This window comes from Pseudomonas sp. A214, from assembly GCF_900156295.1.
Lineage (GTDB): Bacteria > Pseudomonadota > Gammaproteobacteria > Pseudomonadales > Pseudomonadaceae > Aquipseudomonas > Aquipseudomonas rhizophila.
In genome coordinates, this window is sequence record NZ_LT707062.1 from 4,731,280 (window position 1) to 4,748,964 (window position 17,685).

Here is a 17,685-nt window from a genome sequence, read left to right on the forward strand (position 1 = left end):
AATCAAAGCCCGTATCATAGCCGATGCTGTCAAGCACCTGACAGGCCAGGTCGGTAAACGATTGAATTTAATCGACGACCCGATGAAAAACAGCCTCGAAAAACCCGCTCGGCGCGCTAAACTGCCCAGCCTGGCCGATTAAAGCCAGACCGGTTGCGGGCAGCAAAGCCCCGAAACCCACGAATTCCTTGAAAGAGTAGCGATCATGACTCAAGTCAAACTGACCACCAACCACGGCGACATCGTCCTGGAACTGAACGCCGAGAAGGCACCGATCACCGTTGCCAACTTCGTTGAATACGTCAAGGCCGGCCACTACGAAAACACCGTTTTCCACCGTGTAATCGGCAACTTCATGATCCAGGGCGGCGGTTTCGAGCCAGGCATGAAAGAAAAGAAAGACAAGCGCCCAAGCATCCAGAACGAAGCCGACAACGGTCTGGCGAACGAGAAGTACAGCGTCGCCATGGCCCGCACCATGGAACCGCATTCGGCTTCCGCGCAGTTCTTCATCAACGTGGCCGACAACAGCTTCCTGAACCACAGCAGCAAGACCACCCAGGGCTGGGGTTACGCGGTGTTCGGCAAAGTGGTTGAAGGCACCGACGTGGTCGACAAGATCAAAGGCGTTTCCACCACGTCCAAGGCCGGCCACCAGGACGTGCCAGCAGAAGACGTGATCATCGAGAAAGCCGAGATCATTGAGTGATACTGCTGATTTCAGACTTGCATCTGGAAGAGGAGCGCCCGGACATTACCCGGGCGTTTCTGGATTTGATCGCCACACGCGCCCGCTCGGCGCAAGCGTTGTACATCCTGGGCGACTTTTTTGAAGCCTGGATCGGCGACGATGCCATGACGCCGTTCCAGCGTTCCATCTGCCAGGCCCTGCGCGAATTGAGCGACAGCGGCACGGCCATTTTCCTGATGCACGGCAATCGTGACTTCATGCTCGGGCAAGCCTTCTGCAAAGCGGCCGGCTGCACCCTGCTCAAGGACCCCAGTGTCGTGCAGTTCAACGGCGAACCGGTGCTGCTGATGCACGGCGACAGCCTCTGCACCCGCGACGAAGGCTACATGAAGTTGCGGCGCTGGCTGCGCAACCCGGTCACGCTGTTCATCCTGCGTCACCTGCCATTGGGCAGTCGCCAGAAACTGGCGCGCAAACTGCGCAGCGAAAGCCGCACGCAGACGCGAATGAAAGCCAATGACATCGTCGACGTCACGCCCGAAGAGATCCCGCGGATCATGCAGGAATACGGCGTGAAGACCTTGATCCACGGCCACACCCACCGCCCCGCTATCCATAAGCTGCAACTGGGCGAACACGCTGCCCGGCGCATTGTGCTGGGGGATTGGGACAAGCAAGGCTGGGCGTTGCAGGTGGATGAACAGGGGTTTGCCTTGGCGCCGTTTGGTTTTGGCAATACGCAGTTGGCGTTGCCAAGCAACTGAAGAACGCAGATATCCCTTGTGGGAGCAAAGCTTGCTCGCGATGCAGGCGACACGGTTCCACTGCAAGACCGTGTCATCGTTCATCGCGAGCAAGCTTTGCTCCCACAGGCTCGCTCCCACAGTGGATTGCATTTCACTTCTGAATCAATGCCCCGCCGACGCAGGCCCCGCCTTCGCCGCAAACGGCGGTTTCGCCAGCCACACCAACACGATCAAGCCCATGAACGCCCAACCCAGCAGCGTGAAGTAATCCACGGTGGAGAGCATGTACGCCTGGCTGTTGAGGATCTGGTCGAGCTGGGCATAAGCCGGTGTGCTCGCGCCACCGAGATGGTTAAGCGCCTCGCGGGTGGCCGGCTCATAGGTGCTGATGCTTTCACTCAGGTAGGCATGGTGCTGGTCGGCCCGGCGTATCCAGATCCAGGTGGTCAGCGATGCGGCAAAGCTACCGCCCAGGGTGCGCAGGAACGTCGCCAGTCCCGCACCATCCGCGATCTGTTGTGGCGGCAGGTCCGACATCAGGATGCTCAAGGTCGGCATGAAGAACAGCGCCACGCCGATCCCCATGAACAACTGCACTAGGGCGATGTGCCGGAAATCCACTTCGTTGGTGAACCCGGCGCGCATGAAGCAGCTCAGGCCGATGGCCAGAAACGCCAGCCCGGCCAGCAGGCGCAGGTCGAACTTGTGGGCGTATTTGCCAACGAAGGGCGACATCAATACCGGCAGGATGCCAATGGGCGCCACCGCCAGCCCGGCCCAGGTGGCGGTGTAGCCCATCTGGGTCTGCAACCACTGCGGCAGGATCAGGTTGATGCCGAAGAACCCGGCGTAGCCCCCCACCAGCACAATGGTGCCGATGCGAAAGTTGCGGTAGGCGAACAGCCGCAGATTGACCACCGGATGGCGGTCGGTCATTTCCCAGATCACAAACACCGCCAGGGCAATGACCGAGATCAGCGCTCCGATAATGATGAAGTTCGACTCGAACCAATCCAGGTCGTTGCCTTTGTCGAGGATCACCTGCAGCGCACCGACACCGATGATCAGCGTGATCAACCCCACGTAATCCATTGGCTGGTGGCTGGTGACCACCGGCCGCGCCTTCAGTTGCTGGCGCACCACCATCACGGCGAAGATCCCGATGGGCACGTTGATAAAGAAGATCCACGGCCAACTGTAGCTGTCGGTGATCCAGCCGCCGAGAATCGGCCCGGCGATCGGCGCCACCACCGTGACCATCGCCAGCAACGCCAGGGCCATGCCGCGCCTGGCCGGCGGATACACGGCAATCAGCAAGGTCTGGGTCATGGGGTACAACGGCCCGGCCACCAGCCCCTGAAGGACACGAAAGCCAATCAGCTCCGGCATCGAAGTGGAGATACCGCACAGAAACGAGGCGAGCACGAACAGCAGGGTCGCCCACAAAAACAGCTTCACCTCGCCAAACCGACGGCTGAGCCAGCCGGTCAGCGGCAGCGCGATGGCGTTGCTCACCGCGAACGAGGTGATGACCCAAGTGCCCTGCTCCGAACTGACACCCAGGTTGCCGGAAATGGTCGGCAAGGCGACGTTGGCAATGGTGGTGTCGAGCACTTGCATGAACGTCGCCAACGACAGCCCGATGGTGCTGAGCAGCAGGCTGGGCGGCGTGAAGGACGCGTTATTGCTCATTGCGAAATCCTATGAAGCGAAGCGGACATGACAAAGTTGCGCAAAAGTCCCGGTTGAAATGGGGGACAAAACTGTGGGAGCGAGCCTGCTCGCGATGGCGGATTTTCAGTCGCCATCAACACGGGCTGATCCACCGCTATCGCGAGCAGGCTCGCTCCCACAGGTTCAGGTCATTACCCAAGTCGCCAGGCATGGCTACCTCAGCGCTGGGCGGTCTTGCTGGCAGCGGCACTATTTTCGTGGATCAACCGGCTGATCATCGCGTCGGCGTCGACCAGTTGCCGGTCATAGACCTGGGTGCTGAAAGAGGCTTGTTTCGGTGGTTGCTGGGCCAGCACCGGACCACTCTGGTCGCGCAGGTTGACGTCGACCTGGGTCGACAGGCCGACCCGCAGCGGATGCTTGGCCAGTTCCTGGGCGTTGATATGAATACGCACCGGCACCCGCTGCACGATCTTGATCCAGTTGCCGGTGGCGTTCTGCGCTGGCAACAAGGCAAACGCGCTGCCGGTGCCCGCACCGAGGCTGTCGACGGTGCCGCTGTACTTCACGTCGCTGCCATAGAGGTCGGTTTCGATGTCCACCGGCTGGCCGATGCGCATGTCCCGCAGCTGGGTTTCCTTGAAGTTGGCGTCAATCCATAACTGATCCAGCGGAATCACCGCCATCAGCGCCGTGCCCGGCTGCACCCGCTGGCCCAACTGCACCGTGCGCTTGGCGACGTATCCGGTGACCGGCGCGATCAAGGTGCTGCGGGCGTTGGTCAGGTAGGCCTGACGCAATTGCGCGGCGGCCGATTGCACGTCTGGATGGGAAGCCACCACGGTGTCATCCACCAAGGCACTGGAGGTCTTGAGTTGCTGTCTGGCGTTGGCCAACGCATTCTGCGCCGAGGTCAAATCGTCACGGGCGTGGGACAGTTCCTCCCGGGAAATCGCCCCGCCGGCCGCCAGGTTCTTGCGTCGGTTGTAGTTCTCCTGGGCCTTCTGTACTTCGGCCTCCTGGGCTTTGACCTGGGCGCGCATGCCATCGACGTTGCTGTACAAGCCACGCACCTGGCGCACGGTACGGGCCAGGTTGGCCTGGGCACTTTGCAGCCCGACCTCGGCGTCGTTCGGGTCGAACTGCACCAGCACCTGGCCTTCACGCACCAGATCACCGTCGTCGGCACCGATGCTCACCACAGTGCCGGTGACCTGCGGCGTGATTTCCACCACGTTGCCGTTCACATAGGCGTCGTCGGTGCTCTCGCTCCAGCGGCCATACAGTTCGTGCCAGGCCCAGACGCCCAGGCCACCCAGGACGACAATCAGTGCCAGTCCCAGCAGCATCAGCTTGCGCTTGCGCGGGTTGCTGCTGTCCTGGGCAGTTTCAGAGGGTTGGGTAGTTTCGGCAGTAGCCATGACAAGTACCTCGAATCAGTTGTGCGACGTGGTGGAGGCCGGCGCGGCCGAAGCCAGGGTGTCGGCCTCGAAGCCACCGCCCAGGGCCTGCATCAGTTGGATCGACAGGTCGATCTGCTCGGCATTCAGGTTCGCCAGTTGGCGCTGGGCCTGGAGCAATTGCTGCTCGATGCTCAGCACGTCCAGGTAATTTCCGATGCCGGAGCCATAGCGCTGGACCACGGTGTCGTAAGAGTTCTGCGCGATATCGGTAGCGTGTTGCTGCGCGGCGATCTGCCGAGCGATGTCGCGCAACTGGTTGATGGTGTCGCTGACATCTCCAAGGGCCTTGACCAGACTCTTGTTGTACTGCGCCACCGCCATGTCGTAATCAGCATCCCGGGCATCCAGGTCCGCCCGCAGTCGCCCACCGTCGAAGATCGGCAGCGACACCGTCGGCGCTACGTTGAAAAAGCGGCTGGCCGAACCGAACATCGCGTCTCCCAACAACGACTGCACCCCCGCCGCCGCGCTCAGGTTGAGGTTGGGGTAGAACTGAGTCTTGCCGGCTTCAATGTCCTTGCCCGCCGCCTCGACTCGCCAACGACCGGCGACCAGATCCGGACGACGGCCCAGCAATTCGGCTGGCAGGTTCGACGGCAGGGCAACGGCGCTGGCTTGCAGCACGTGAGGGCGAGCAATTTCATTGCCGCGGTCCGGCCCCTTGCCCAACAGCACCGCCAAGGCGATTTTTGCGCTTTGCAGGCGTTTTTCTGCGTCGATCCGGCTCGCATCGGCGCTGGCTTCCAGGCTTTCGGTCTGCTGGAACTGATATTCGCTGTCGATCCCGGCGCTGAGGCGGCGCTCGCCCAGATCGAGCATTTGCCGGGTGCGCTTGAGGTCCTCGGAGGCCAGGTCATAAATGATATGGGCCTGCCCCAGATCGCTGTAGGCCCTCGCCACGTCAGCGGCGAGTGTCAGGCGAGCGGCCTGCCGGTCGATCTCGGCGGCGCGGGCCTCGCCCAGGGCCGCTTCCCAGGCCGCACGCTGGCCGCCCCAGAGGTCGAAGTTGTAATTGAAATCCACGCCCAGCGAACGCAGGGTGCTGTACGCCCCGCCCTGCCCTTGCGGGTCCTGGTCACGGGCCAGCCGCGAACGGCTGACACTGGCGCTGGCGTCCAGGGTCGGCATGCGCGCCGCATTGGCGGCGTAGGCAGCGGCACTGGCCTGATGCACCCGAGCGCTGGCGATCTGCATGTCCGGGCTGTCGCGCAACGCTTCGTGGATCAGACCGTCGAGTTGTGGATCGCCGAGGCTTTTCCACCAATCGCTTTTCGGCCAGGAAGCGGGTGACAGCGTGACGCCGTTGAGAGATTGCCCGGCCTTGAGGTTTTGAGCCTCAAGGCGGACGCCTTCGGTGTTCAGGCCGCTGTAACTGGCACAACCGGCCAGGCTCATGGCCAGCAACACCAGGCTGATGCGGGTACGCAAGGTTTTACGACTCATTTGTCCCCCAACCGCAACACGGTGATGGGATCACCGGCGGCGAGCAGAATTTTCTTGAGGATTTGTTCGAGGATTTGCAACTCCTCGCGGCTGATGGCGCCCGCCAACTGGTTCATGGCATCGGCGCCGATAACAGGCAGGCGATCGGCCAGGGCCTGGCCGGCTTCGGTCAGCACCAGTCGCACCTGCCGACGGTCATCCGCCGAGCGCTGGCGGATCAGAAAACCTTTCTGCTCCAGACGATCGACCATTCGCGTCATTGAGCCGCTGTCCAGGGACAGGTACCGACACAGCTCGACCGGCGTATCGATGCCGTGCTGGGCCATGATGATCAACACCTTGAACTGCGCGGCGGTGATGCCGACGGGTTCCATGTGGGTATCGATGATTCGGTCTTTGAGCAGCGCGGCACGACCGAGCAGCATGCCAAGGTGGCAATTGTGGAAATCGTCCGGGGTGAAATGTTTCATCTGACCACCTTTTACTGCCTAGGCAGTGAATGTATGTCGAGATGTTACTGCCTAGGCAGCAAATGTCAAACAAATAGTTAGCTTGCTATGCACAACCCGACAAACGCAGATAAAAAATGTGGGAGCGAGCCTGCTCGCGATAGCGTCGTGACAGTCAACATTGAGTCGGCTGATACATCGCTATCGCGAGCAGGCTCGCTCCCACAGGAGGTGGCGCGAAGGCTTAGAAATCGCGCTTGTAGAAGATATCCAGGGAGCTGGCGACGCCGCTGGCGGCTTCCAGGTACACCCGCTTGCTGAGTTTGTAGCGCAGGGCGATGGTGTTGGCCGGTTCGAACACGCCGACGCCGTAACGCAGGCTGAGTTTTTCCGTCAGATTGCCGCTGGCCACGACGCTGGTGGCATCGCCGCTGCCCTGGGTGTCGAGCTGGAAATCCTCGATCCCCAGATTGTTGGCGAGGCTGGTGGTCACCCCCGCACTGCCCATCAGCCCCAGGCCCAGCGCCGCCTGGGCGAGCATGTTGTTGTCCTCGCCCGTGGTGCTCAGCGGCCGGCCGAGTACCAGATAAGACAACGCCTGCTCCTGGCTCATGGCCGGTTCAGAGAAGATTTGCGTGGTCGGCTGTTCGGCACTGCCGCTCAAACGAATACCGGCGATCACGTCGTCGGTCTGGCGAATCGCTTCGATATCCAGGTAGGGTTGGTCGATCGGCCCGGCGAACAGCAGCCGCGCCCGACGCACCGTCAGCCGTTGCCCATAGGCCCGGTAGCGACCGTCGTTGAGCCAGAGTTCACCGCGAGTGTCCATGTTGTCGCCGATGTGCACCTGGCCCTGGACGTTGGCCGTCAGGCCGAAGCCCGAAAACGCGAGCTTTTCCTGGCCCACGATTACATCGATGTCCATCGCCATGGCCATCGGTGTCTTGCCCTCCTCGGTCTGGTGGCCGACGATCACCGTGTCATCCGACACCTTGACGGTAGACGGCGGCAGTTCGCGCACGGTGATTTCGCCTTTGGGCACCAGGACCTTGCCAGCGATGGAAAGCCGCTCGCCCTGCATCGTGATGGTCAGGTCCGGCGCCACCTCCAGCACCGCGTAAGGCTCGACGGTGACCGGCAATTGCGAACCCTTGAGCGCCAGGTTCATGCTCAGGGCTTCGCCCCAGCCGATGTCCCCGGTCAAGCTGCCTCGGCCGCCCTTGCCGCTTTTCCAGTCACCGTTGAGGCGCACCGTTTCACCGGCAATCGTTGCGCGCATCTGCAAGTCTTCGAGGCTGACCGGCAGTTCCGGGCCGGACACTTCGCCATCGCTGATCATCAGGTTGCCGTTGACCTGGGGCGCCAACAAACCACCCGACAGCGTGCCGCTGCCATTCAGGTGACCGGTGAGGGTTTCCATCATTGGCAGGAATGGCCGCGCCACGGACAAGTCCAGGCCGCTCAGGCGGAATGAGCCGCTCAGCGGTTTGCTGGCGGGCAATGGGTTGATCTGCGCCTGGAGCATCAGTTCGCCCAGCTTGGCCCCAACGAAATTCAGGCTGGTGTCGATCCGCTTGGGCGTCAGGCGACTGTCGAGGGTCAAGGTCTGGTAGGGGAAGTCCAGCCATTGCTCAGTGTCGCGGTCCTTGTCCCGGATCCGCAAAGTGCCGCCGCTGGCGTCCACCAGAATGCGCCCGTTCGGGCCGCTGGCCGGCAGGTCCAGTTGCAGGTCGGCGTTGAGTCGGCCCTGCCAGGCAAAATCCTTGGGCATCCACTGGGCCAGGCTTTCGATGGGGAATTGCTTGAGGTGATAGCGCAGCTTCGGCTCCGGCATCAGGCGCTGATCCTCACCACACAGGCTGGCCTCGCCGGAACGCCAACAGTGGGCCCCCAGGTTGAGCGTGCCGTTGGCCAGGCGCTCCAGCTTGGCCGGGGCTTGCAGACGCCAGGCCTGGCCGCCGGCCTGCACATTGCCAGTGCTGAGACGCCCGCGCCAGTTGCCTTGGTCGAGCACGCCATCGAGCGCCAGGGCCGTTTCCAGCTGTGGCCCTTGCAGGTCGAGGGTCAGTTTTTGCTGCCTGATGTCGCCCTGCCCGCTCACCGTCAGGACACCGAGCGACGTGTCACCCGCCCGAATGCCGCTGGCCTTGAGGTCAACCTTGCCGCGCTGCGCGCTGTCGAGGGTCGCATCCAGGTTCAGGCTTTGCAGGCGGTTGTCCTGCAGCGCCAGTTGCGTGCCTTGCAGGTCGAGCTTGCCTTGGGGGGCCTTGAGGGTCCCGGCCACGTTGAGGCGACCCACCAACTGGCCGCGCAATTGCGGCCAGAGTTGGGCCAGGCGCGAGAGTTTGATATCGATCTGACCGCTGAGTTTTTCTTGCAGGCTGCCCGTGCCGTTGATGCGGTTGTCACCCAGGCGAATGTCCAGCGCGCTGAGGTTCCACTGCTCGCCAACACCGTTGGCCTTGGCTTGGAACAGCGCCGGTTGGCCGCGCAACTTGCCCTTGAGGTCCAGGTCCGCATCAAGCTCCAGACGGTCATTTTTCATCGAACCCTTGCTGCGCAACGGCCCGGCCAGGGTGCCGGGCAGCTCCCCCAGCCAGTACGCCGGGTTGATGGCCGACAGTTCCAGCGCCGTGTCCCAGGCGATGCCGTCGGCAAACTCCAGGTTCAGATGGCCTTCGGCCTTGCCCTGCCCGGCGGCGAGTTTGAGTTCCGGCAAATGGATCGTCGTCAGGTCGCCGCTGAACGGGCTGTCCAGGCTGAACGCTCCGGCGGGACCGTCCAGCGCCGCCTGGAAATTACCCAGGTATTTGCCATCGGTATACGACACTTCACCGTTGAAACTGCGCAGCGTCACTTGCGGCTCGTCGATCAGCGGATAGAGGCGATGCCAGGGGAAGTCCAGCCAGGCGATTTTCGCCTCGGCGCTCAGGCCTTCGCGCCAATCCAGCTGGCCGGTGAGCTTGAGGTATTGCTGATCACTGGCGTTGAGGTCCAGGCCGGCGATCTGCGCACCGTTGGCGTCCACTTTGCCTTGCAGCAGCAAGGCCACCGGGCCTTTTTCGGCGGGCAACGTTGCCTTGCCAAGCAACTGGTAGCCGCTGTTCAGATCGCCTTCGCCCGTCAGCTCCAATTGATTGAGCATCAGGGTATCCGGCAGATCGGCGCTGGCCCTGAAGCCGTCAGCGGTGATGCGTACCTTGGCCGGCAGGTTGTCCGCCAGCGGTTGCAGCTCACCGACCAACCGGCCTTGCAGATAACCACTGCTGTCGGCGTTGAGGTTGAGGGTTTTGAGCAGATTGCCATCGATGTTCAGGTCCAGCGTCCAAGGCGTGGCGCCTGGCGCCGGCAAGGTCAACCGGCCCTGGGCCTTCAGCGGCCAGTCGCCGCCGGGTTGCAGCAAACCGGACAGCGTCAGGCTCAGCTCGTCGCGCTGCAGCTGCACCGAGTCGATCTGCAGACCCTGGGCGGTCCAATGCGCGGCCAGTTGCAAGCCCTTGAGCTGTTCGCTGCCATTGAACAACAGGCTGCCGACCTGCACGTCGCCCAGTTCCAGGGCAAGCGGCAAGTTCAGGTCCGGCAAGGTGATCGGACCGCTGCTCGGTTCGTCAGCGGACGGAGGAAATTGCAGGCTGACCTTGTCGGCCTTGAGCTGATCGATGCACAGGGTCATGCGCGCCAGGCATAGCGGCGACCAGGCGAAAATCACCTGATCGAGTTCCACTCGGCTGCTGTCCTGCTGCCACAACAGGTGGTCGGCACTCCACTGGCCGCCCAACCGTCCCTGAAAATTATCCGTACTCAAACCCGGCACAACACCAAGCGCCCAACGGCTGCCCCATTGCGTGCCGAGCACGATGCCCAGGGTCAGCAAGACCACCAGCAGCAACGTGCCGAGCGCCAGCAGCGCTATTTTCAAACCGCGATTCACAACTCGGGCCCCATGGAAAAGTGCAAGCGAATGCCGCCGTCGTCGTCCAGCGCATGGGCGAGGTCGAGGCGGATCGGCCCCACCGGCGACACCCAGCGCACACCGACGCCGACACCCGTCTTGAGGCTCGGCAGCTCAAGGCTGTTAAAGGAGTTGCCTTGGTCGACGAAGGTCGCCACCCGCCATTTTTGCGCAATCGAATACTGATACTCGAGGCTGCCGGCGACCATGTAGCGACCACCGATGCGATCCCCTTCGGAGTTTTCCGGTGACAGGCTCTGATAATCGTAACCGCGCACGCTCTGGTCGCCACCGGCGAAGAAGCGCAGGGATGGCGGGATGGATTTGTAGCCATTGGTGGCACTGCCACCGACCTGGGCCCGGGCCAGCAGACGATGCTTGTCGAACACCGTAGTCAGGCCCTTGACCATGGCCGTGCCATATAAAAGGTTGTTGTCCGATCCAAGCCCTTCCTTGGCGACCTTGGTGTCGAATTGAATGCGATAGCCGTTGCGCGGATCGATGCGGTTGTCACTGCGCAGGTAGGAATAGCTCACGCCCGGCATCAGCAAGGTGCTCAGGCCCGAATCGTCGCCGAGCCGATACTCCTCGCGCTGCCACTTGAGCGACACCACCCGTTGCCAGCCACTGGGCAACTTGCTGTGCCATTCGGGGCCCACGGTCAGCAGCTTGCTGAGGCTATCGGTGCCGGACAGCTCTTCATATTGATAGCCACCGGCGTAGCGCATCTTGTCGGTCAACGGCGGGTCCAGGGGGACGTCGTACCACAGGCCAACGTTCTGCCGGGGCGCCGACACTTCGGCTTCCCAGCCATAACTGTGGCCCTGGGGATTGACCCAGTGGCGCGTCCAATTGGCCTTGGCCCGCGGGCCGACGTCGGTGGAGAACCCCAGGCCCAGGCCCATGGTGCGCGGCTTTCGGGTCTCGAGCTTGACCGCCACCGGGATCACGTTATCGGTGGCGGCGGTCGGTGCCGCGTCCACCCGAACGCCTTCGAAATATCCGCTCGATTGCAGGGCCTGGTTGAGTTCTGCGATGAGTTCCGAGTCGTACGCCTCGCCCGCCTTGAACGGCACCATGCGCTGCAACAACTCTTCATCAAAGGGCGTGTCACCCTCGAAACTCACCGGGCCCAGGGCGTAGCGCGGGCCGCTGTCGTAGACCAGCTCGATGTCGGCCACGCCGGCCTGGGGGTCCACCAACAGCTTCTGGCTGACAAATCGCCCGCTGAAAAACCCATAGCGCGAGGCTTGGTTCTGGATGATCCGTTTGGCGTCTTCATAGCGCCCATGATTAAGCACCGCGCCAGGTTTGAGCGCGGCGTTGTCGGGTACGCGAAAAGCCTTGAGGGAAGCGGCCGGGCCATCGATGCGCACGGTGACATTGCGCAGGTGCACGGGCTCGCCAGGGTCGATGGTCAGGATCAGACGCGGGGTCTTGCCGCCCTCGACCTCACTGTCGATCTGCGGCTGGTAGTAACCCAACGCCTGGGCGGCTTTGCGCGCCTGTTCTTCGGCGCCCCGACTGAAACGCAGCAAGGCCTCTTCGTCACGATCGCCCACGCCGCCGATATAGCCTTCAACGTTAGCCTTGAGGCGGTCGTTGGACGGCTTGACCCGTACATCCAATTCACTTTGTGCCAGTGCCGCGCAGCTGAGGGACAGCAAGAGCGCACCACTGGTCATTCGTCCTGGGAAATTCATGGCGCGGATGCTATCACGAGCTTGGAAGCCTGATAGAGCCGGACATGTCTCAAAAGTTTCCCCGGATTACGCCGTTGCGCTCTGCAATACCTGCGGGTTGGCGTGAAAGAAGACATGTTCGCGGACGGGTCCTACCGCAATCTCGCCGATTTCCTCATAACCCTGACGTTTATAGAACTCCAGGTAACGTGGGTTGCCGGTGTCTAGCACCACGCCCTGGGAGTTCTCGTCCACCGCACACCAGTTATGCACCGCCGCCAGTAACTGTTCGCCGAAGTGTTGGCCTTGAAACTGCGGATGCACCCCCAGCAGTGGCAATACATGGACAGAATCCGACGGCAGGCAAGCCGTCACTGCGGCATGGTAGTCCAGGTAGCGCCGGGTGCAGCGAAAGCCGGTGCTCAACACCATGCGCAGGCGCCAGGCCCAGCTTTCAGTGATACCCAGGCGGCGCTGCGGGGGAGCAATCAAGGCAATGCCGATCAGGCGGTCGTTGACCAGCAAGCCGATGGCCGGCAGATCCTGGAGAAAATGCTGTTTGACCAACTCACGCACCGTGGCCCGTACCCGATGTTCATAACCGGGCCGCTCGGATTCGAACAGGAAGCTGAAGGTCGGTTCATGACGATAGGCCTGGTAGAGCAATGAACGTGCCTCGCGGGAATAACCGCTGTCGAGCATATGGATGTCGGCGATGGCGGTGGCGGTGGCGGTGGCGGTTTCTGGCATGACGGTCAATCTCCTGGGCGAGGCTCGGTGAGGCCCCGCTCTTATTGAGTACGAACCCGATTGGGCTCTGATCGTTCCTACATGCACAGGACATTAGCAGCGCATTTGTCCTACTGCCACGCTGGCCGTGCTCCTACATGTCAGCTAGCATCGCAGTTTTGCCAGGACAGCCGACCATGAAGATCGTCTCCTTCAACATCAACGGGCTGCGCGCCCGCCCCCATCAGCTGGCGGCGCTGATCGAGAAGCACCAGCCGGACGTGATCGGCCTGCAGGAAACCAAGGTCCACGACGAGCAATTCCCCCTGGCCGAGGTGCAGGCCCTGGGTTATCACGTGCATTACCATGGGCAGAAGGGCCACTACGGCGTCGCCCTGCTCTCCCGCCAGGCTCCACTGACGTTGCACAAAGGCTTCGAGAGCGACGAGGAAGACGCCCAGCGGCGTTTCATCTGGGGCACCTTCGCCGATGCCAACGGCGTGCCGGTGACCATCATGAACGGTTACTTCCCCCAAGGCGAAAGCCGCGACCACCCGACCAAGTTCCCGGCCAAGGAGCGTTTCTACAACGACCTGCAACAACTTCTGGAAAGCCGTTTCAGCAACGACCAGCCCGTGGTGGTGATGGGCGACGTGAACATTTCCCCGGAAGACAGCGACATCGGCATCGGCCCGGACAACATGAAACGCTGGCTGAAAACCGGCAAATGCAGCTTCCTGCCGGAAGAGCGCGAGTGGATGGCACGCCTGAAGAACTGGGGCCTGGTGGACAGCTTCCGGCACCTGAACCCGGACGTCACCGACCGCTTCAGCTGGTTCGACTACCGCAGCCGCGGGTTCGAAGACGAGCCCAAGCGTGGCCTGCGCATCGACCTGATCCTCACCTCCCATGGGCTGCTGCCACGGGTCAAGGATGCCGGGGTGGATTATGAACTGCGCGGCATGGAGAAACCTTCGGACCATGCGCCGATCTGGCTGCAGTTGAGCTAAATCCAGGACATACACAAACCTTGTGGGAGCGAGCCTGCTCGCGATGACGGCGGCACATTCAAAATCAATGTGGCAGTTGCACCGCTATCGCGAGCAGGCTCGCTCCCACAAGGGATCTTCGGCGAACTGCGGCTGACAAGTCGCACGCCTGTCACTTTTCAGTAACCTGACTGACTTAATCTTCCGGCACGTTCTTAGGTTCAGAAGGTGTCGGCATGCGGCTGCGCGTTGTTTTTTTCATGGGCCTCTGGCTGCCGCTCACGGCATGGGCCAGCGGCCTGCCGATTCCCGAACACGGCCCCGCGCTGCGCCTGCAAGGCTCGAACACCATCGGCGCTACGCTGGGGCCGGCGCTGGTCAAGGCGCTGATGGTGGATCAGGGGCTGCTCAAGGTCCGTACCGAAATCACCGACCGCGAGAACGAGCAGCGTATCGTCGGCCAGGCCGCCGATGGTCGGCGGGTGGAAATCGACATTGCCGCCCATGGCTCCAGCACCGGGTTTTCCGCCCTCAAGCACGCCAGCGCCGAACTGGCGGCCTCTTCGCGACCAATCAAGGACAGCGAGGTCAAGGAGCTGGCACATCTGGGGGACCTGAAAAATCCCAGCGCCGAACAGGTCATCGCCATCGATGGCCTGGCGATCATTCTTCATCCACAAAACCCGCTGCGCCAGCTCGACACCCGGCAACTGGCGAAGATATTCAGCGGCGAGGTAAACACCTGGGAATCGGTGGGCGGCGCCGGCGGCCCGATTCATCTCTACGCCCGGGATGAGCAATCCGGCACCTACGACACCTTCAAGGAACTGGTGCTCAACCGACAGGGAAAACGCCTGGCCCCTTCTGCCCGGCGCTTCGAATCCAGCGAACAGCTTTCCGACGCCGTCAGCCAGGATCCGCAAGGCATCGGTTTCATCGGTTTGCCCTACGTGCGCCAGGCCAAGGCGCTGGCGATTGTCGACGGCGACTCCCAGCCCATGATGCCGCTGACCCACCTGATCGCCACCGAAGACTACCCTTTGTCGCGCAGGCTGTTCTTTTACCTGCCACCGCAAGAAACCAACCCGTGGGCCGAGGCACTGGTTGAGTTCACCCAAAGCGAAAAGGGCCAGGCCATCGTCGCGGCCAACGGGTTCATCGCGCAAACCGTCCAGGCCATGGCCGTCACCCCCAATGCGCTGATGCCTGAGGGTTATCAGGCCCTGAGCCGCCATGCCCAACGGCTGTCGGTCAACTTCCGCTTCGAAGAAGGCAGCGCCAGCCTCGACAACAAGGCCCAGCAGGACCTGGGGCGTGTGCTCGCCTATATAAAGCAGCACGACAAGCTCGACCGCCGAGTGACGCTGGTTGGGTTTGGCGACGCCAAGGACGACCCGGCACGCGCCGACCTTCTGTCCCGATTGCGGGCCATGGCGGTGCGGCGCGAATTGGTCAAACACGGTGTGGCGCTGCGCGAAGTACGCGGCTTCGGCGCCCTGATGCCGGTGGCGGCCAACAGCGAGGATGAAGGCCGGGTGAGGAATCGGCGGGTGGAGGTCTGGGTTTACTGACACCGAAAGGCCAAATGTTTATCCCGCCAGCCTAAGCGTAGGACCTGACCGCCTCGCCTTGCGCCGTTGCCTACAACTACGCCAGAATCCGCCGGCTTGTGCGCCTTGGGGTGGGGCTTTATCGTTTTCCGGTCGCTGACGAATCAGCGATCGGGTTTGGTAGCCCGGTTTTCCTGGTGCACGTGCAACCTGACGCAGGGGATTTCTATGCCCTCTGTTTTATGGTGGTCATGCGCAGGGCGTCCTCGGACGCGCCGGGTTGCCAGGTAACCGGTCTACCAACCTTCGTATGGCCACCTCCCTTCGTTTGGTAGCGAAAGGGATGGCTCCAATTTCTTACCTGGAGTTTCATCTATGTTCAAACCAACACCTAATCCGCCAGACACCGATCCAACCACCCTCAACACCAAAGAATTCGACAAAGCCGCCGACCGCGCCCTCGACTTCTACCTCAAGCCCAAACCCACCAAGCCCGAGCCTGCTCCAAGCCAAGTCTTCACCGTCGTCAACGGCATCGACACCGAAGCCCTGCTCGCCAACCTCAGCGAAACCCTGGCCTCGGCCAATGCCATGGTCAGCGACCTGGCCTTCGATCTGGAAGGTTCCCGGCGCCACGTCGCCCTGGGCATTCAGCAACTGATCGAACTGGGCGGCTTGCTGGCGAACCGAGCGCTGGATAACGTCGACCCACGCTAGCCGCTACCACACACTCCCACTGTGGGAGCAACTGTCTTGGATGGTTTATTTAGCCATCCTTTCCAGGGACAGCGAGGCTCCCACAGCTCTGGGTATGTAAGTCTGAGGGGGGACTCTCGTAATCACAATTTAGGCGACTTGTGAACTGGCCTAATGATTTTGGACACTTCAATCGGGCGCTATGATGGCGCCCAAATCTGAGGTGTTTGGATATGCGCAAATCTTACTCCAGTGAGTTCAAGCTCAAGGCTGCCAGCATGGTGCTGGACGAGGGCCAGTCCGTTCCCGAAGTCTGTGCCAGCCTGGATATTGGCCCTACCGCCTTGCGCCGTTGGGTCGACCAGGTTCGCAAAGAGCGCTTGGGTTCGACCCCCGAGGGGGCTAAGGCGATTACCGCCGATCAGCGAGAGATTCAGCAGCTCAAAGCGTTGCTCAGGCAAAAAGACCTGGACATTGAAATCCTAAAAAAGGCCAGTGCTCTCCTGCTTTTGGACTCCAAAGATCATTCTCGTTGATCAACGAGCTGGACGAGCAGTACGGCGTTAACAATTGCTGTCGGGCGTTTGGGGTCAACCGCAGCAGCTTTTACGCCTGGCGTCAGCGCCAAGGCAAGGTGAAGCCTGAGCGGGAGAAACTCAAAGCCGTGCTGGTCGAGCATCACAAGGAATCCAGAGCATCCGCCGGGTCTCGCACCCTTTCCAAGGAACTGCAAGCAAAGGGGCATCGTGTCGGGCGACATCTGGCTCGCAGTTTGATGCGCGAAGCCGGTGTTGCCAGTCATCAGCGGCGGCGGCACAAGTACAAATCTTCCGGCGTGGAAGCGCTGGTAGCGCCGCATGTGCTCAAGCGCAAGTTTGATGTCACGGCGATCAACCAGGTGTGGTGTGGAGATGTGACGTACATCAAGGTGGGTAAGCGCTGGATGTATTTCGCGGCAGTGTTGGATTTGTTTGCTCGCCGGATCGTGGGGTGGTCGTTTTCAATGATTTCCGATGCCACGCTGACCTGCGAAGCGTTGCGAATGGCGGTTCAATTGCGAGGCTGTCCAAAAGAGGTGCTGTTTCATTCTGACCAAGGTTGCCAATACACCAGCCACAAATTCAGGAATGAGATGCGCAAGCATGGACTCCTGCACAGCATGAGTCGTAAAGGTGAGTGCTGGGACAACGCCCCGATGGAGCGTTTCTTTGGGAGCCTGAAATCAGAGTGGGTGCCAGACGATGGCTACAGCTCGGAGCATGAAGCCCGCGTGGATGTGCAACGTTATGTGATGCGATACAACAACGTCAGGCTCCATAGCTACAACGACTACCGGTCGCCGGTAGCCATGGAGAAACTGGCGGCGTGAAACCTTAACTGGTGTCCAGAATTACTTGACCAGTTCATTGGCCCTCCTACTCAGAACCATCTCGGATCATTGCGTTTAGACGTACCAACAAGACCCGCATACATGCGATGAGCGCAACCTTGGCGCATTTACCTTTCTCGCGTAGCGCCTTATACCTCGCATTTGTCACCTCAGATTCCTCATGCCCTCACACACAGCATCACCACAAGCCCTCTCCCGCCGGTTCGGCGTTGCGCCGATGATGGATTGGAC

The 17,685-nt window shown here is 61.5% G+C and carries 14 protein-coding genes; 7 read left to right on the forward strand and 7 right to left on the reverse strand.

Annotated elements, in window-relative coordinates; translation table 11 throughout:
• Positions 1-205: 205 nt before the first annotated feature.
• Positions 206-709 carry a peptidylprolyl isomerase gene (locus BW979_RS21145; RefSeq protein WP_047229369.1) on the forward strand — a complete coding sequence of 168 codons (504 nt, stop codon included), beginning with the start codon at positions 206-208 and terminating at the stop codon, positions 707-709.
• Entirely contained in the window at positions 706-1,455 is a 750-nt protein-coding gene (locus BW979_RS21150; protein WP_076385543.1) for a UDP-2,3-diacylglucosamine diphosphatase, read from the forward strand. Before BW979_RS21145 ends, BW979_RS21150 begins: the two co-directional genes overlap by 4 nt.
• 144 nt (positions 1,456-1,599) lie before the next feature.
• On the opposite strand, the gene BW979_RS21155 is transcribed toward BW979_RS21150, so the two are convergent.
• From BW979_RS21155 to BW979_RS21185, 7 genes are all read right to left on the reverse strand, one after another.
• The gene (locus BW979_RS21155) at positions 1,600-3,129 is read right to left on the reverse strand and encodes a DHA2 family efflux MFS transporter permease subunit (RefSeq protein WP_076385545.1); all 1,530 of its coding nucleotides are present in this window, start codon (positions 3,127-3,129) and stop codon (positions 1,600-1,602) included.
• A 200-nt stretch (positions 3,130-3,329) separates the two neighbouring features.
• On the reverse strand, positions 3,330-4,532 hold the full coding sequence (locus BW979_RS21160; RefSeq protein ID WP_047229310.1) for an efflux RND transporter periplasmic adaptor subunit: 1,203 nt from the start codon (positions 4,530-4,532) through the stop codon (positions 3,330-3,332).
• Positions 4,533-4,547: 15 nt separating this feature from the next.
• Positions 4,548-6,017, reverse strand: coding sequence for an efflux transporter outer membrane subunit (locus BW979_RS21165; RefSeq protein ID WP_076385548.1), 1,470 nt, complete (start codon positions 6,015-6,017; stop codon positions 4,548-4,550).
• Entirely contained in the window at positions 6,014-6,487 is a 474-nt protein-coding gene (locus tag BW979_RS21170) for a MarR family winged helix-turn-helix transcriptional regulator (RefSeq protein ID WP_047229308.1), read from the reverse strand. The genes BW979_RS21165 and BW979_RS21170 overlap by 4 nt, the downstream gene beginning before the upstream one ends.
• A 223-nt stretch (positions 6,488-6,710) precedes the next feature.
• Positions 6,711-10,397 carry a translocation/assembly module TamB domain-containing protein gene (locus BW979_RS21175; RefSeq protein ID WP_076385550.1) on the reverse strand — a complete coding sequence of 1,229 codons (3,687 nt, stop codon included), beginning with the start codon at positions 10,395-10,397 and terminating at the stop codon, positions 6,711-6,713.
• Positions 10,394-12,121, reverse strand: a complete 1,728-nt coding sequence (locus tag BW979_RS21180) for an autotransporter assembly complex protein TamA (protein ID WP_076385552.1) — start codon at positions 12,119-12,121, stop codon at positions 10,394-10,396. Before BW979_RS21180 ends, BW979_RS21175 begins: the two co-directional genes overlap by 4 nt.
• A 66-nt stretch (positions 12,122-12,187) precedes the next feature.
• Positions 12,188-12,850, reverse strand: coding sequence for a GNAT family N-acetyltransferase (locus tag BW979_RS21185; protein ID WP_076385554.1), 663 nt, complete (start codon positions 12,848-12,850; stop codon positions 12,188-12,190).
• Positions 12,851-13,026: 176 nt separating this feature from the next.
• Here BW979_RS21185 and xthA point away from each other — a divergent pair, with 176 nt between their 5' ends.
• The 5 genes from xthA (at position 13,027) to BW979_RS21210 (ending at position 17,433) form a co-directional block, all read left to right on the forward strand.
• A complete protein-coding gene (gene xthA, locus BW979_RS21190; RefSeq protein WP_047229304.1) occupies positions 13,027-13,839 on the forward strand; it encodes an exodeoxyribonuclease III in 813 nt (270 codons plus the stop codon).
• Positions 13,840-14,054: 215 nt separating this feature from the next.
• Positions 14,055-15,389, forward strand: a complete 1,335-nt coding sequence (locus tag BW979_RS21195) for a substrate-binding domain-containing protein (protein ID WP_076385556.1) — start codon at positions 14,055-14,057, stop codon at positions 15,387-15,389.
• A 354-nt stretch (positions 15,390-15,743) separates the two neighbouring features.
• Positions 15,744-16,085 carry a DUF6124 family protein gene (locus BW979_RS21200; RefSeq protein WP_076385558.1) on the forward strand — a complete coding sequence of 114 codons (342 nt, stop codon included), beginning with the start codon at positions 15,744-15,746 and terminating at the stop codon, positions 16,083-16,085.
• 212 nt (positions 16,086-16,297) lie between these two features.
• Complete coding sequence (locus BW979_RS27895; protein ID WP_047230570.1) at positions 16,298-16,600, forward strand: IS3 family transposase; 303 nt, start codon at positions 16,298-16,300, stop codon at positions 16,598-16,600.
• A complete protein-coding gene (locus BW979_RS21210; RefSeq protein ID WP_047230569.1) occupies positions 16,597-17,433 on the forward strand; it encodes an IS3 family transposase in 837 nt (278 codons plus the stop codon). The genes BW979_RS27895 and BW979_RS21210 overlap by 4 nt, the downstream gene beginning before the upstream one ends.
• The last annotated feature ends 252 nt before the right edge of the window (positions 17,434-17,685 follow it).